The sequence below is a fragment of the Chryseoglobus sp. 28M-23 genome, assembly GCF_014789785.1.
GTDB lineage: Bacteria > Actinomycetota > Actinomycetes > Actinomycetales > Microbacteriaceae > Microcella > Microcella indica.
This window is the reverse complement of the sequence record NZ_CP061846.1, coordinates 357,863-372,793: the sequence shown is the minus strand read 5'-3', so window position 1 is coordinate 372,793 and position 14,931 is coordinate 357,863. Positions and strand designations below refer to the sequence as shown.

The 14,931-nt window shown below is 70.1% G+C and carries 17 protein-coding genes and 1 tRNA gene; 6 read left to right on the top strand and 12 right to left on the bottom strand.

Annotated features, from left to right (window positions below):
• Positions 1 to 55: 55 nt before the first annotated feature.
• The 5 genes from IE160_RS01850 to IE160_RS01830 all read right to left on the bottom strand — a co-directional run bounded on the left by IE160_RS01850 (position 56) and on the right by IE160_RS01830 (position 2,952).
• Positions 56 to 127: transfer RNA gene (locus IE160_RS01850), tRNA-Arg, on the bottom strand.
• Between the two features lie 33 nt (positions 128 to 160).
• The gene (locus IE160_RS01845; RefSeq protein WP_191151490.1) at positions 161 to 523 is read right to left on the bottom strand and encodes a TraR/DksA family transcriptional regulator; all 363 of its coding nucleotides are present in this window, start codon (positions 521 to 523) and stop codon (positions 161 to 163) included.
• On the bottom strand, positions 520 to 999 hold the full coding sequence (locus tag IE160_RS01840) for a hypothetical protein (RefSeq protein ID WP_224744526.1): 480 nt from the start codon (positions 997 to 999) through the stop codon (positions 520 to 522). The genes IE160_RS01845 and IE160_RS01840 overlap by 4 nt, the downstream gene beginning before the upstream one ends.
• On the bottom strand, positions 996 to 1,541 hold the full coding sequence (locus tag IE160_RS01835; protein WP_191151489.1) for a flavodoxin family protein: 546 nt from the start codon (positions 1,539 to 1,541) through the stop codon (positions 996 to 998). The genes IE160_RS01840 and IE160_RS01835 overlap by 4 nt, the downstream gene beginning before the upstream one ends.
• A gap of 4 nt (positions 1,542 to 1,545) precedes the next feature.
• Positions 1,546 to 2,952: a DUF4389 domain-containing protein gene (locus tag IE160_RS01830; RefSeq protein ID WP_224744525.1), complete on the bottom strand. Its 1,407-nt coding sequence runs from the start codon at positions 2,950 to 2,952 to the stop codon at positions 1,546 to 1,548.
• A gap of 138 nt (positions 2,953 to 3,090) precedes the next feature.
• Between IE160_RS01830 and IE160_RS01825 the strand changes: the two genes are divergently transcribed.
• Positions 3,091 to 4,938, top strand: a complete 1,848-nt coding sequence (locus IE160_RS01825; RefSeq protein WP_191151487.1) for a DUF2207 domain-containing protein — start codon at positions 3,091 to 3,093, stop codon at positions 4,936 to 4,938.
• Here the strand turns inward: IE160_RS01825 and IE160_RS01820 are convergent.
• On the bottom strand, positions 4,935 to 5,477 hold the full coding sequence (locus IE160_RS01820; RefSeq protein WP_191151486.1) for a hypothetical protein: 543 nt from the start codon (positions 5,475 to 5,477) through the stop codon (positions 4,935 to 4,937). The two genes, IE160_RS01825 and IE160_RS01820, sit on opposite strands and share 4 nt — an antisense overlap.
• 50 nt (positions 5,478 to 5,527) lie before the next feature.
• Between IE160_RS01820 and IE160_RS01815 the strand changes: the two genes are divergently transcribed.
• Positions 5,528 to 6,487 carry an alpha/beta hydrolase gene (locus tag IE160_RS01815; RefSeq protein WP_191151485.1) on the top strand — a complete coding sequence of 320 codons (960 nt, stop codon included), beginning with the start codon at positions 5,528 to 5,530 and terminating at the stop codon, positions 6,485 to 6,487.
• 117 nt (positions 6,488 to 6,604) lie between these two features.
• Here IE160_RS01815 and IE160_RS01810 read toward each other — a convergent pair whose 3' ends face one another.
• From IE160_RS01810 to IE160_RS01800, 3 genes are all read right to left on the bottom strand, one after another.
• Positions 6,605 to 7,102, bottom strand: coding sequence for an HNH endonuclease (locus tag IE160_RS01810; protein ID WP_152583943.1), 498 nt, complete (start codon positions 7,100 to 7,102; stop codon positions 6,605 to 6,607).
• Positions 7,103 to 7,499: 397 nt separating this feature from the next.
• Complete coding sequence (locus IE160_RS12680) at positions 7,500 to 8,189, bottom strand: C40 family peptidase (RefSeq protein WP_284438296.1); 690 nt, start codon at positions 8,187 to 8,189, stop codon at positions 7,500 to 7,502.
• 114 nt (positions 8,190 to 8,303) lie between these two features.
• Complete coding sequence (locus IE160_RS01800; RefSeq protein ID WP_179873097.1) at positions 8,304 to 8,993, bottom strand: iron-dependent transcriptional repressor DtxR; 690 nt, start codon at positions 8,991 to 8,993, stop codon at positions 8,304 to 8,306.
• Between the two features lie 157 nt (positions 8,994 to 9,150).
• Between IE160_RS01800 and serC the strand changes: the two genes are divergently transcribed.
• Positions 9,151 to 10,266: a phosphoserine transaminase gene (serC, locus tag IE160_RS01795; RefSeq protein ID WP_191151484.1), complete on the top strand. Its 1,116-nt coding sequence runs from the start codon at positions 9,151 to 9,153 to the stop codon at positions 10,264 to 10,266.
• A gap of 5 nt (positions 10,267 to 10,271) precedes the next feature.
• Complete coding sequence (locus IE160_RS01790) at positions 10,272 to 10,505, top strand: DUF2530 domain-containing protein (protein WP_179873095.1); 234 nt, start codon at positions 10,272 to 10,274, stop codon at positions 10,503 to 10,505.
• Positions 10,506 to 10,671: 166 nt separating this feature from the next.
• On the opposite strand, the gene IE160_RS01785 is transcribed toward IE160_RS01790, so the two are convergent.
• The 3 genes from IE160_RS01785 to IE160_RS01775 all read right to left on the bottom strand — a co-directional run bounded on the left by IE160_RS01785 (position 10,672) and on the right by IE160_RS01775 (position 12,695).
• Complete coding sequence (locus IE160_RS01785; RefSeq protein WP_179873094.1) at positions 10,672 to 11,622, bottom strand: hypothetical protein; 951 nt, start codon at positions 11,620 to 11,622, stop codon at positions 10,672 to 10,674.
• 205 nt (positions 11,623 to 11,827) lie between these two features.
• Entirely contained in the window at positions 11,828 to 12,322 is a 495-nt protein-coding gene (locus IE160_RS01780; RefSeq protein ID WP_191151483.1) for a DUF3027 domain-containing protein, read from the bottom strand.
• Positions 12,315 to 12,695, bottom strand: a complete 381-nt coding sequence (locus IE160_RS01775; protein WP_179873092.1) for a cold-shock protein — start codon at positions 12,693 to 12,695, stop codon at positions 12,315 to 12,317. Before IE160_RS01775 ends, IE160_RS01780 begins: the two co-directional genes overlap by 8 nt.
• Before the next feature lie 147 nt (positions 12,696 to 12,842).
• Here IE160_RS01775 and IE160_RS01770 point away from each other — a divergent pair, with 147 nt between their 5' ends.
• Complete coding sequence (locus tag IE160_RS01770) at positions 12,843 to 13,094, top strand: multidrug ABC transporter ATPase (RefSeq protein ID WP_152583936.1); 252 nt, start codon at positions 12,843 to 12,845, stop codon at positions 13,092 to 13,094.
• Complete coding sequence (locus IE160_RS01765; protein WP_191151482.1) at positions 13,081 to 14,928, top strand: helicase-associated domain-containing protein; 1,848 nt, start codon at positions 13,081 to 13,083, stop codon at positions 14,926 to 14,928. Before IE160_RS01770 ends, IE160_RS01765 begins: the two co-directional genes overlap by 14 nt.
• The last annotated feature ends 3 nt before the right edge of the window (positions 14,929 to 14,931 follow it).

Here is a 14,931-nt window from a genome sequence, read left to right as displayed (position 1 = left end):
ATGAAAACCCGTTCAGATATTCCGGTCGGATATTCCGGTCGGATATTCCGGTCGGTGCCCCTGGAGGGACTCGAACCCCCAACCCTTTCCTTAGGACGGAACTGCTCTTCCATTGAGCTACAGAGGCGGTGCCTCCACTCTAAAGCAGGAGTGCCAGCGCTCAGCCGGCGAGCCGAGCGCAGTCGATGCAGAGCGCGGCCCCGGGCCGGGCATCCAGTCGGGCCGGATCGATCGCCCGCCCGCACCGCCGGCAGATTCCGTAGTCGCCGGTCGCCACCCGCTCGAGCGCGGTGTCGAGCTCGTCGAGCTCGCGCACCGCAGAGTCGAGCACTCCCGAGACCTGCGACCAGGCCTGCGACATCGTGGCGCCCTCAGGGTCATGCTCGTCGTCGTCCGAATTCGTGGATCGCGCACTCTGCACAGCGCGTAGCTCGTGGCGCATTTGCTCGACTCGGGCGGCAGCCTCGGCGCGGCGGCGGGCGAGAGCGTCGGCCGCTCCGTGCTCGTCGCGCTCGTTGCTCATGAGGCCATCTTGCCGGAGGCTCCCCTTCCAGAGCGGTCAAAGGATGCTCTCGAGCCGAAGGGCGCACGCCCCCAGAACGGCACCGGCCAGGCGCCGAGCGCCACCACGGCGAGCACCGTCTGCACGAGCCCCGACGCGAAGTAGATGCCGTGCAGCACCGACCATTCGAGCATGATGGCGAGCTCGACGAAGATCCAGATGATCATGATCAGCCCGGCTGCCGCATGCAGGCCCCAGGCGAGACGCAGTCGGCCATGGTGCGCGGCGATCGCGAGTGCCTGGCTACCGCCGACCACGACCCCGAGAATCACCCCGGGCCAGACGTACGAGGTGAAGACGCTGCCCTCGATCCACTCCGGCGGAACGCCCATGCCGCCGAAGAACGCCAGGCCCACGAACCCGATGAGCGCCGAGACCAGACTGAACCAGGCAACGATGAGCAGGATCGGGCCGACACCGCGCGGCGGCCTGGTCATGCGAGGCTCGACTCGCCATCTCCGTGGTCACCGGAGACTGTCGTCGCGGCGAGGGCGCCCAAGGCGACGCCCCACTGCTCGGCCCGGTCGAGCTCGCCGTCGACGAGTGGGCCCTCGTAGCCGTGCACACGGAACGTCGTCGACGGCTCCCTCACGTCGAAGCCGAGCGCCCGCAGTTCGGAGCGCGCGGCCTTCGCCGCTGATCCCGGCAGGCGCGGCGTGACGACCTTCGTATCGAAAGTGGCCGCCGGGATCGGGTAGAAGACCGGACACACCTCGCCCAGCCACTCGCGAATTCCGCGCGAGACAGCCGCGGGCGCATTCCTGGTCTGAACCGCACTCGCGCGCGTCGACGGGCGACTCATCGAGAAAGCGTGGGTCGGGCCGCCGACCACCACGAGGTCATACGGCTCGAGGAGCATCGGCGCCTCCTCGGCCGTGACCAGCTCGACGGGCGCGTGTCGCTCGAGCCCAACGGCGATGGCCCGAGCGACTCGTTCGGTGTTACCCCAGATGCTCTCGAAGACGACGATGACCCGCATTGCCCTACTCCTTCTCTGCTGCGACCTGCGCGGTCGACGTGCGGTCGGCGTCCGGCTCGACGACCGGCTCGTCCGGGCCCTGATCGAGGCGGAACGGCGGATACTCGTCCCGCAGGAGGGCCACGTACGCGGCGACGCGCAGCGCCCAGCGGTTGAGCCCGAGGATGAGGTCGAAGAGCGGCTGGCGGTACCGGCCCGTGAAGAGCAGGATCACCGCCGCGATGATCACTAGCACGCCTACGAGCGACGCGCCTGCGCCGACCGAGGTGCCGTGACCCCACTCCCAACCGACCGCTCCGCTCGAGCGGCCGAGCAGGATGCCCACGATCACGAGGTGCGGAATCGCGAGCAGCCATCCCTTGACGAGCACAAGGCCGTTGTTGAGCCGCTCCGGATACGCGACCTCGAAGGTGGCCGGGTAGTCGGCGCGCTCGAGGCTGAACGGCGGGTAGCGGTCGGTGCCGAGCGCCGAGTAGGCGTAGAACGCCACACGCCAGGTGTACCGCAGCACGCCCGTCGTGAAGGGGAACAGCGCACTCGGGTACCGTCCCGTGAAGAGGATCGCGAAGAAGGCGATCACGGTCGCCACGACGAACCCGACCCAGAGCACGCTCAGCACGATGTAGTGCGGAATCACGAGGATCCACTTCACGATCCATAGCCAGCGCGAGAGTGCGGGGTCGAGGTGCCCGGTGACCGCCACCGGATACGGGCCCGTCATGGGCGCGGTCTCCAGACTGCGCCCGCGGCCCCACCCGAACAGGCCCACTACGAGCAGAGCCAGCCCGAGCAGCAGTGTGATTGCCGAGGCGACCGCGAAGGCCGCGGCGACGGGTGACGCCCACGGCGCCTCGACGCCGAAGCGCAGAGTCGACTCGATACCCGCCGACCCGTCGGCGTTCATGACGACGAGTGTCCAGTCGCCGGTCTCGAGCTGCCACGTGAGGGTCTGGGCTCCGGGGCCACTCTCGGAGGCCACCCAGAAAGGCTGCTCCGTCGGCGATGCGGCCGGCGCACTGCCCGGAAGATCACGAATCAGGATGCGCGGCGGGTACCCGCGCGCCCCGTCGAGCTCGGCGATCGCGACGCCGTCGAGATACTCGGCCACAGCATCCGAGGGTCCGATGCCGACGAAGACGGGTGCGTCACCATCACGGCCGGCGGTCACAGCGAGTCGGACTTCGGGCACGAATGAGCCCTCGATCTCGATCGGCGGGGTGACGAGCGCAGAAGTCGACGTCTGCACGCGCGCTGCGGGCGCGGCGACGAACCCGTCGCTCGACCCCGCAGCGATCACCGTGGCGAGCGCAGCTGCCGCGACGAGCTGCGTGCCGGCGAGCGACGTGAGGAGGCTGCCGATGATGATCATGGCGAGCCACCCGCCGCGACGCGGGGCGGAGGAGTTCTGCACTGACGGTGCTTCTGACATGGCATGACCTGCACTTTCGGCATCCGACCACGGGGATACGGGCCACACTCTGCTCCCGGCGCCCACGGTGCACCAGGGCACAAAGTCCCCGCTCTTCCCGCGCTCGCTAGTGTTGCCGGCATGCGCACACCCGCACGGTTCGCTCTCACCCTCGCGCTCGCCGCCGGCTTCGCTCTCTCCTTCGCACCGGCGTCCGCGGTCGCCACTGCGCTGAAGAGTGACGTGAGCGACTTCACGTTCGACTCCTTCGACGCCGACTACACGCTCAGCCGCGAGGCTGACGGCACCTCGACCCTCGAGGTCGTCGAGACGATCGTCGCCCGCTTCCCCGACTTCGACCAGAACCGCGGCATCATCCGCGCGATCCCCGACGACTACGACGGTGTGCCGCTCAACACGACGATCAACGGCGTCACGGATGCGAACGGCGACCCGGTGTTCTTCGAGTCGTATCCGTCGGGCGGCTTCGTCGAGCTCGCCCTCGGCACCGACGAGTTCGTGCGCGGCGTGCAGACCTACGTCATCTCCTACACGCAGCAGAACGTCGTGCGATCGTTCGACGACACCGCCTCCGACGAGTTCTACTGGGACGTCAACGGCACCGGATGGCAGCAGCCGTTCGGCGAGGTGAGGGCGACGGTGACCCTCGCCCCGGACGTCGCCGAAGCACTCACGGGTAATGCCGCGTGCTACGTCGGTGCCTTCGGCGAGGACGAGCAGTGCGCGATCGACAACGACGGCTCGACCTTCACAGCAGGCTCCACCGACCTCGCACCCGGTGAGACCCTCACCGTGGCGATCGGCTTCGCCGCCGGCACGTTCCTGACCCCGGAGCCGGTGCGCCCAACGCCTCCCCCGCCTCCGCCACCGCTCCCCTGGTGGATGCACGTCGTCTCGGGCGGGCTGGGCCTCGCAAGCGCCAGCGCCCTCGTCGCGTCGATCGTGTCCCGCGTGCGCGCGGGCGGAGGCGCGAGAGGGCGCGGCGTCATCATTCCGCAGTACACCGAGCCCGAGGGCATCGACATTCTCCAGTCGGCGCAGCTGCTGGGGCGCTCCACCTCAGCGATTCCGGCCGCCGTCGTCAGGCTGGCCGTGCGCAAGAATCTGCGCATCCTCGCCTATGCGGTCGAGAAGGACGCCGCGCCGTACACGCTGCAGTACCTCAGCGACGACCGCACCGACGTGCTCGACCGCGCCGTGCTCACCGCCCTCTTCGGCCGCAAGCGAGACGCGGGCGAGCTGCGCGAGTACGGTTCGTACGACTCTGGGTTGGCCACGCGGCTCAACAAGCTCGCGGCGGAGGCGCGCGCGTCGCTCGTCACCGACGGCTTCCAGCGCAGGCCGAGGGGCGTGGGGTTCGGCTGGCTCATGGTCGCAGCGCAGGCCGTCGTCGGGTTCACCACCGTCATCACCGTCGCAATCTCGGTGGAGATCTTCGATGACGCGAGCCCCCTCGCGCTGCTCGTGCTGCCCGGCACCTTCTTCGCGGGCATCGCCGCCGTCGCGCTCGCGCTGCGACCCCTGCACCTGACCGAGAAGGGTCGCGAGGCACGCGACCACCTCGAGGGCATGAGGCTCTACCTGACCGTGGCCGAGCAAGACCGCCTGCGCATGCTGCAGAGCCCTCAGGGCGCCGAGCGAATCGACGTCGGCAACGACCTCGAGCTCGTGAAGCTGTACGAGAAGCTACTGCCGTGGGCGGTCGTCTGGGGCGTCGAAGACCAGTGGATGCGCGAGCTCGAGCTGCGCGTCGCCGCCACGGGCGAGACTCCCGATTGGTTCGTGGGCCGCAGCGGCTTCGAAGTGGCCCTGTTCACGACAGCGGTGCGCGGGATGACCGCCACGACGACCGTGCCCGCCTCGAGCTCGTCGTGGTCGGGCAGCGGGGGCGGCTCGTTCTCGGGCGGCTCGTTCGGCGGTGGCTTCTCCGGCGGAGGCGGCGGAGGCGGCGGAGGCGGCGGTCGCTAGAGCGGGGATCGCTGAGCGCCGAGCGTGTGAAGCAGCTTCTGGGCACGACCGCGCACCGACTTGTGGCGGCTCGTCGCCAGCGTGCGCAGCTCGGGTACGAGCCAGGCCGCCAGTGCTGGGCGCTGCCGCGCGAAGTGCGCGAGTGACTCCGCGGTGGTGTTCTGCACGATCCAGTCGTCGTAGTGCAGGTTCGCCTTCATGAGGGCGATGGCCGCATCGCGCTGCCGCGGGGTCATGTGCTCCTCGAGCAGCACGAAGAGCGTCGAGAGCGTCCACTTGGTGGAGGCCTGGTCAATCTCGGCGACCCAGCCGAGCAAGTCGTCGAGGTGGGCGGCCACCCATTCGGGCCGCTGCTGCGCGACACGCTTGACCGCGCTCGACACGCGCAGCCGCACGACCGCGTCGTCGCTGCGGTAGCAGGCCACGAGTTCGGCGAGCAGCGCGCGATCCGCGAGCACCTCGTCAACGACGCTCACGGTGTTGCCGAGCGAGTTCGGGTGCCCACCCGTCAACGGGCTCTCGAAGCGGCTCACCGACATGACGGCAGGGTATCGATGTGCACGGTCGCGCGCAGATCTAGAGTCGGTGCATGGTCAACGACGACTTCCCCGCCTTCCACCCCGACCTCACTCGCGCACGGCGCTTGCCGCGCACCTCGGCCACGCGGGGCAACCGTCGACTGCTGCGCGCGCTGACCCGCATCGGACGCGGACGAGCGCCGAAGCACGGCGAGCTCGTCGACCTCGCTGATGGCGTCACGGTGCGCGTGCACCGGCCAGCGGCGACGGATGCTCGCACTCGCGGCCCCGCGATCCTCCACCTCCACGGCGGAGGCCTCATCATCGGCTCGGCCGTGCAGGGGGACGCACTCTGCCGGCATCTCGCTGACGAACTCGGAGCGGTCGTCGCCAGCGTCGACTACCGCATGCCGCCCGAGCACCCCTACCCGACCCCGCTCGAGGATTGCTACGCCGCACTCCGGTGGCTCGCCGCACAGCCCGATGTCGACCCCCAGCGCATCGCCGTGATCGGCGAGAGCGCCGGAGGCGGGCTCGCCGCATCCCTCGCCCTGCTCGCCCGCGACCGCGGCGAGGTCACACTCGCCGGTCAAGTACTCGCATATCCGATGCTGGATGACCGCACGCCCGCAGGCAGCGGCCCCGACCCGCGCAGCCTGCGCCTGTGGAACGCGCGCAGCAATCGCCTGGGGTGGGGCATGTACCTCGGCGCGGGTGCGGCCGGCCCCGCCGCGACGCCGCTCGATTCCACGACCCTCGAGCTCGCCGTGCCCGCGCGCCGTGCCGACCAGGGCCCCAACACGCTCGCGGGACTGCCGCCCACCTGGATCGGAGTCGGCACGCTCGACCTCTTCCACGACGAAGACCTCAAGTTCGCTCGTCGCCTCAATGAAGCGGGCGTGCCGTGCGAGCTGCACGTGATCCCGGGCGCTTACCACGGCTTCGACAGGTCCGAGCCGGCCGCGGCGGTCTCCCGCGACTTCGTCGCTCGCCAGTTCTCGACCCTGCGCGGCATGCTCGGTGCGCGCTGACGGGCTATGTGCCTCCTGCGGCACATGCCCCGCGAGGCACACAGCCCGAACGCGCCCCCGCTGCCCTCGGCAACCTCGTGGCGAAGCAGACCCGCGCAGCCAGGCGCGACACGTGCCCTACGCGGCAGGCGCCAAGTACTCGTCCCACGCGGGCTGCGGGCGTTCGATGCCGCGCACGAGCCACGACGTGCCGTGCGGGGCCTTCGGGGTGAACAGCAGCTCCCAGCGCATCTCGGCCGGCGTGCGGTCGCCCTTGATGTTGTTGCACTTGAGGCAGCACGCCACGAGGTTCTCCCATGTGTCGGCGCCGCCCCGCGAGCGAGGCAGCACGTGGTCGATCGTCGTCGCGTGCGCATCGCAGTATGCGCAGCGGTTGCCGTCACGGCGCAGGACTCCGCGGCGGGTGAGCGGCACGCGGCGCGCATGGGGAATGCGCACGTAGCGGCGCAGCACGATGACGCTCGGGCGATCCCACGCGTCGTGAATGCCGAAGACCGGGTGCTCACCATCCGAGGCGAGCACCGTCGCCTTGTCGTTCATGACCAGCACGAGTGCTCGGCGAAACGACACCACGGCGAGTGGCTCGAACCCCGCATTGAGGACGAGTGTGCGCATTGACAGGCTCCTGTCGAACGGGCCCGCATGGCCTGCGGGCGTTCCATCGGTTCCCGGCGCATCACGGTGCGAGGGTCAACGCGGCCCGTTCGGGCACAAAAAAAGCACTGCCGTCAGACGGCAGTGCTCGATCCCGCAGAACCGCGACAGGGCGCGATCCAGCGAACGCTGACGGCTATGCGAAAAACGGCGCGCGCATCCACGGTTTGGATGTCCCGTCGCTCACTCATGGCCTCTCCTCCAGTGCCCCGTGCGGCACCAAGAACATCAGGCTAACCGAGAAGCCGCGTGCGCGCGCTGTGAGGCGCGCCGGTTCACACGGCGTTCACCCGCGCGCGTGCCGCCCCAGGCGTCAGAAGTCCAGGCCCCAGAAGCCCAGGCCCCAGAAGCAGAGGCGCTAGATGCCGAGGCGCACGATGTAGTAGGCGTCCGTCCACAGCGGGCGCACGGTGACACTCTTGCCCGCGTACGGCGCGTCCAGAATCTGACCGCCGCCCATGTAGATGCCGTTGTGCGACATGTCGTTGAAGATCACGATGTCACCGGCGCGGGCATCGGCACGCGAAATCGGCGTGCCCATCGCCGCCTGACCCCGCACGCTGTGCGGCAGCGCGATGCCGAACTGCGCATACACGTACTGCACGAAGCCCGAGCAGTCGAAGCCCGCCGGCGTGCTGCCGCCCCAGCGGTACGGCACGCCCTGGTACTGCAGGCCCACCTGCACGACCTGGTCGAGGCTGAAGTTCGGGTACGGCGGGTTGGCGAGGAAGTCGCCGACCGTCGGGCCGCTCCACTTCGGGGCGGCTGCCGCGAGCTGCGCGCGCCGCAATTCGGCAACGCTCGTCGCGTCGAACTCGTCGCGAGAGAGGTCTTGCGCCACCTCTGCGGTCGCGCTGATCGAGACCGTCTGCGACTCCGACGCACGCAGCTCGGCCATCGCCTCCGCGCTCGCCGAGCTCTCCGCGTAGGCGGGCCCCTGCAGGGACGTGCCGGGGAGAGCGAAGGTGGCGACGAAAGCTGTCGCCAGTGCGAGAGCGGCGACGTTCGTCAGGGTGCTCTTCACAGAGCGGCGGGCATGGGTAGTCACAGATCAACCTCCTGCCGCGCGACCCTGGATGTCAGATGCGCGACTGGGCGAGTGTACGCGAGGTAACGGGAAGGTCACAAAACGACGCGCGTCACTACATGTAGTGGCGAAAGCTCACTCGTCGACGTAGATGTGCTGCGCGACCTCCGCCGGAAGCTCGATGCCCTCGGCGCGACCGTCGACGTCCACGGCGATATAGCCGTTCGGCTCGGACCGAATCCTGGCCCGCGCGCCCGGCACGACCCCCGCCTCGAACAGCTGGTGCAGGAGGTCGGGATCGAATTGGACGGGCTCGGACAGGCGCCGGATCGTGCACTGCCGCATCCCCGCCGCCGTCGCGTGGGTGAGCGAGATGACACCGTCGAGGAAGTCGACGGCCGGCGCGCCCCCCAGCTCCTCCATGCCCGGAATCGGGTTGCCGTACGGCGACTCGGTCGGCCCGTCCAGCAGCGTCATCAACCGGCGCTCCACCTGCTCGCTCATGACGTGCTCCCACCGGCAGGCCTCATCGTGCACGTACGCCCAGTCGAGTCCGATCACGTCGGCGAGCAGACGCTCGGCGAGCCGGTGCTTGCGCATGACCGACACCGCCTTGTGGCGACCCTCCGGCGTGAGCTCCAGATGGCGGTCGCCCTCGACCCGCACGAGACCGTCGCGCTCCATGCGCGCGATCGTCTGCGACACCGTGGGGCCCGAGTGCCCGAGGCGCTCAGAGATGCGCGCCCGGAGGGGAACGATGTTCTCCTCCTCCAGATCGAGGATCGTGCGCAGGTACATCTCCGTCGTGTCGACGAGGTCGGTCATGGGCCTGTCTCCTTACACGCACGCGATCGTTCGCCCAGCCTAATCGTTCGGCATGAGCGTTCGGCATCGGCGACCGCCCGCCGCCTTCAGCATCGCTGGGGTGCCATCACGGGATGCCCCGCACCGCGCCCCCGCAGCCGCTCAGTAGACTCGAACCATGGCCGACGTGCGCATCCCCACCGACCTTCTTCCCGCCGACGGACGCTTCGGCTGCGGACCCTCGAAGGTGCGCCCCGAGCAGGTCGCCGCCCTCGCCGCCGCCGGTGAGCTGCTCGGCACCTCGCACCGCCAGGCCCCCGTCAAGAACCTCGTCGGCAGCGTGCGCGCCAGCCTCGCCGAGCTCTTCCGCCTCCCCGACGGGTACGAGGTCGTGCTCGGCAACGGCGGCTCCACCGCGTTCTGGGACGTCGCCGCGGCCGGCCTCATCGAGCGCCGCAGCGCGCACCTCGCCTTCGGCGAGTTCGGGGCCAAGTTCGTCGCCTCCGCCCGCGCCCCGTGGCTCGACGCCCCCCACGTCGTCTCGAGCGACCCCGGCAGCCGCGGCACGCTCGAGACGGTCGACGGCGTCGACGTGTACGCCTACCCGCACAACGAGACCTCCACGGGTGTGAGCGCGCCCGTCACGCGCATCGGCTCCGCCCCCGAAGCGCTGACCGTCGTCGATGCGACGAGTGCGGCGGGCGGCATCGACATCGACGTGAGCGAGACCGACGCCTACTACTTCGCCCCGCAGAAGAACTTCGCCGGCGACGGCGGGCTGTGGATCGCCCTCCTGAGCCCCGCCGCGATCGAACGGGCGCAGCGCCTCGACGCGAGCGACCGCTTCATCCCGCCGTTCCTCTCCCTCACCGCCGCCATCGACAACTCGCGGCTCGACCAGACGCTGAACACCCCCGCGATCGGCACGCTCGTCATGCTCGACAGCCAGCTGCAGTGGATGAACTCCTCTGGCGGGCTCGCGTGGGCCGGAGCGCGCACGGCCGAGAGCTCGGGCATCCTCTATGACTGGGCCGAGGCGCACCCGCTCGCGACCCCCTTCGTGGCCGACCCCGCGCACCGCTCCCCCGTCGTCGTGACGATCGACCTCGACGACTCCGTCGACGCCGCCGCCGTCGCGAAGACCTTGCGCGCGAACGGCGTCGTCGACACGGAGCCGTACCGCAAGCTCGGCCGCAACCAGTTGCGTGTCGCGACCTTCGTCGCCATCGAGCCCGACGATGTGCGCCAGCTCACGCGCTGCATCGACTACGTGATCGACGCCCTGGCAGACTGAGCGCCATGAGGCTCTGGGTTCCGCACGAGAAGCGCCGGCCGCAGCCCGAGCCGCTGCGCACCAACGACGTGCTCGCCTTCCAGGTCGGCCTCGGCCTCTGGCTCGTCGCGCTCGTCATCGCGCTCGGGATGCTCGCCACCCCGATCGCCTTCGACCCGGTTCAGACGCTCGCGACCATCGCGCTCGGCCTCGTGCTCGGTCTCGCCGGGCTGCTCGTCTCGCGCCGCGGCCGCCGCTGACTCGCACGCGCCGCGCCCATCCCGCGCCGCTCCGTCACGCCGTTCGTGACAAAGCACGCCAAACGTTCGATTGCAGTTGTCACGAAGGGCGTGACCCAGTCATTCGCCGAGCATCGATCGCACGCGTGACACCCCACCGACCTCGGTGCCGACTGATTCGTGCGGCTCACCATCGCACGCCGATGCGACGCAAGCGTCGAGCGAGTGCGACCTCCGAACCCGCCACGTTCCAGTCCCAACGGCCGTAGCCGTGCAGCTGCGGCCGGATCTCGTCCTCGCGCAGCTTTTCCTCATACACGGCCTGATCGGGGGTGCGCCCGGTGAGGTAGCGCGGATCGGTGTACTTCGCCCGCCCGTCGAACTCGGCACCGACGTTGAACTCGGGCCAGTAGAAGTCGAGCTCGTAGCGTCGCCCAGTCGGCCCGAAGACCGTGTGCTGCAGCTCGGGAGTCGGAACACCGAGAGCGTGCATCGTGACGCGGCTCAGAGACTCCCCCGGCCGGTTCGCGCGCCCGTCGATGAAGTCGAGCACGCGTCGCGCTCGCGCGAAACCTCGCCCGTGGTTGAGTAGCGACCACAGCTCCTCAAGCTCCTCGAGTGATACACCCGCGAGTCCCTCCGCGTCCCGCGGATGCGCGGCACGCCACAGAGCGGCGTCACCCATCGCGACAGCGACTGGGAACCTCGCGACTCGCGCCATGTCCACTACGGTTCGGCCAAGGGCGGTGAGAAGCATTCCGTCGATGTCCACAGGGTCTGCCGCCCAGGAGTCCGTGTGCCTGCGCAAGACCGAGGTCGAGCGACTGTTCGACGTCGCACTGCCGACGACGTGGACGTCCTTCGGCCACCGACCGAGGATGGGCAGCTGCCATAGTGCTGCTGCTGACCAGTGACTCAGCACGTCGGATGGGACAGCCCGCTCCCATGCCGCGCGAACTCTCAAGCGGTAGCGCTCATCGACGCCCAGCTCGTTCCAGGTGTCGCGCCGCACGTAGACGCCCGGCGCGAGCTTGAGAAACTCACCGTTGCGCGCGCCACGATAGACCTGCCGCCGGATGCCGAGATCGAGTTCGCGCTGCGGGTAGACGAGAGCACTGTGGTCGACCGGGGTGAGCATGCGAGCACTGTTCCTCACCCGTCGATAGGAGGCGCAACGCTGCCGTGAACGGCGTAGTCGCGCCCGTGCGGCGTCCCTGGGGAGGAGCGCCGAGCGATCAACTCAGGCCGTTTGTGACGACCTGGGCCGAACGTTCGGCGTGACTCGTCGCGACCGGCGTGACAGAGTGCGGCGGCACAGCTAGAGGCGCCGGGGTCCGAACGAGCTAGTCGCCGTCGCCGACCGTGTCGTCGTGCGCGTCGATGTCGACACCGTCGAAGACGTCGTCCCCGTCATCGCCGTGCAGGTCGTGCTCGTCGTGATCGTGGTCGTCGTCGGAGTCGTCGTCGTCACCCTCCGACTCGGCGTCAGCTGCCTGCTGCGCGAGGTAGTCCTCGAGCCTGTCCGACCACGGCACCCAGTCGGGAGCCGTGAGCGCGCCCTCACCGGGCATGAGCTCGGTCTCGAGCACGCTCGGCTCGAGCCCGGGGTTGACCGCGAGCGAGACCGTCCAGAACCAGCCGAGGTAGCCGCCCTGCCGCGTGGCGAAGCGCACCGTCGCGACATCGTCGGCCACGGTCACGTCGCGCAGGGCTCCGATCGTCGTCGCCGGGGTGATCTCCTCGAGCGCCGCGCGGGCGATCGGCTCGAGAACGCTCGCCTCGACGACGGGCGCTGCCGCAGTCGTGGTCGTGGTCGTGCCGCGGGCGCCTCTAGGCATCGAGATCGTCCGCGACCTTGCGCAGTACGGTGGCGATCTTGCGACCGTGGGCGGCGTCGGGGTAGCGGCCTCGCTTGAGGTTGGCACCGATGCCGTCGAGCAGGCCGACGAGGTCTTCGATGATGACGGCCATGTCGTCGGCCGACTTGCGGTTGAGGGTGCTCAGCGTCGGCCGGCTCTCCAGCACGCGCACCGACAGCGCCTGTGCGCCCCGCTTGCCGTCGGCGACGCCGAACTCGAGCCGGGTGCCGGCCTTGATGACCGCCCCCTCGGGCAGGGCGGAGGCGTGCAGGAAGACCTCGTCGCCGTCGTCGGACGCGATGAAGCCGAACCCTTTCTCCTGGTCGTAGAACTTGACCTTGCCGGTGGGCATGAGCGTTGTGTCCCCTCGCGTTCGCTGTCGTGTCGAGCGCAGTGCTCGAACCCCGAGGATACCGCCGCAGGATGGCCCCAGGAAACGGGGTACGAGCCTTTCAGCATGCGGCACTACCCTGGACGGGTGCCAGAAGAATCGTTCGTGATGAGCAACCGCGTCGAGCGCGTGCTCGCCTACATGGTCGCAGGCGTCATCCTGCTGAGCCTCGCGAGCTTCGTCGCCCTCATCGCCGGCACTGCGGCGGGTCTCGAACGGGGCGACTTCGCCGAGGGCATCTGGCCTCTCGTGACGATGATGCCGCTCGTCGGCCTGCCGATCGGCTTCGTCCTCATCATCGTGCTGCTCGTCGTCAGTGCTGTGCGCCGGGGGCGAGCTGCCAAGGATGCCGGCAACTAGCTCAGCCTCCCTCGCGCTCGCCGCGCGACTGCGCGACCTCGATGACGCGAGCGTGACGCGCATCATCCGTGAGCGCTCGATCTCCCCGACGTCGCTGCGCGACATCTTCGACCTCGCCGAGGCGCTGCTCGACCCTGCGGCGATCGGCATCGCTCTCGCGCGCCAGACCAGGCCGACGCTCGCCGCGCTCGTGACCGCGGGCGAGGCGGAGTCGATGCCGGTCGCCGACGTGGCGCGGCGGCTGGACCGCCCGGTCGACCAGGTGCGCAGCGACCTCCATGCGGCGCTGGATGCTGTGCTCATCGACCTCGTCGACGACACTGTCACGGTCTGGCCGACGGTGGTCGCCGAGCTCGCGCAGTGGCCGCAGCGCGGCCTTCCCGGCTCCGAGGCGCTGACCTCCGAGCATCCGCCGGTCTCTCTCGATGCGGTGGACGACGCCGACCGCGCGTCCGTCGATCGCGGCGCAGCCGAGCGCGCTTTCACGACGACGACGCAGCTCACCGAGATCGTTCTCGCCCTCGCGGAGGCGCCAGGGCGACTCCTCGCCCGCGGCGGGCTCTCGCTGCCCGACGCCAAGCGGCTCGCCGAGGTCGCGGGAGTCGAGCTCGACGAGCTGCCCCTCATCCTCGATCTCGCGTCGCTCGCCGACCTCGTGGAGGACGACGACGGCTTCACTCGGGCGACCACTCGCTCCGACGAGTGGCGGCGCGCACCCCTCGCCGACCGCTGGCAGCAGGTCGCCGAGGCCTGGGTGGCGCTGCTGCCCGTCGAACTCGTCGAGCTGCTCGCCTCACGCCCGCTCGCACGCTGGGGAGCAGCGCTCACCGACTTCGTGCACTGGCTGTACCCCGCGGGCGGTGACGCACTCGATACGAGGATGGCGCGCCGCGGCGCGCAGGGCGAGCGCCTCGGGGTGACCGCCGACGGCCGCGCGAGCACGATGGGTGCCGCGCTCCTGAGCCGGGGCGCAGCCGCGGCGAGCGCCGTGCTCGCGCCGCTCGTGCCCCCGGATGTCGACCAGGTGTACCTGCAGCACGACCTCACCGTGGTCTCCCCCGGCCCGCTCGCGGCCCACCTCGACGAGCGACTGCGTCGCCTCGCCGACGTGGAGAGCGCGGGGCTGGCCGGCCGCTACCGGGTCACCGCCGACAGCGTCACGCGGGCCGTGGCTCTCGGCGAGTCGGCGGAGGAGCTGCTGGCGTTCCTCGAGCAGCTGTCGCTCACCGGTGTTCCGCAACCGGTCGAGTACCTGATCCGCGAGACCGCCGCGCGCTACGGCAGCGTGCGGGTGGCGCCCGCCGACGACGGCGAGCGCGGCGGTGCCCGCGCACTCGTCACGAGCGAGGATCGTCTGCTGCTGGACTCGCTGCTCGTCGACGCCGCCACTGCTCCGCTCGGGCTGCAGCTGTCGAGCCCGGGTCGAGCGGTGAGCCGCTTCGAGCCCGCCGTCGTGTTGTGGACCCTCATCGACGCGCGGTACCCCGCAGCGCCCGCCGACGGATTTCCCGCTCCGGAGCGCCCGGGTCGCACCCGGCCGGTTGCGCCCGTGAGCGTCACCGATCCTGTCGCTGACGCCGTGGCGCGCATCCGCAGCGGCTCGACCGTCGGCACCGACGGGGATGACGCGTGGGTGGGGCGCCAGTGGGAGCTCGCCGTGCGCGGCAAGCTCGCGGTGCGCGCGACCGTGCGGCTGCCCGACGGCAGCGAGCGCTCCTTCGACCTCGAGCCGACCGGCATCGCGGCGGGACGCGTTCGCGGGCGGGACCGCGACGCCGACGTCGAGCGCACCCTGCCGATCGCGAGCATCACGGGCCTCGAGCCGCTCGAGTAGCGG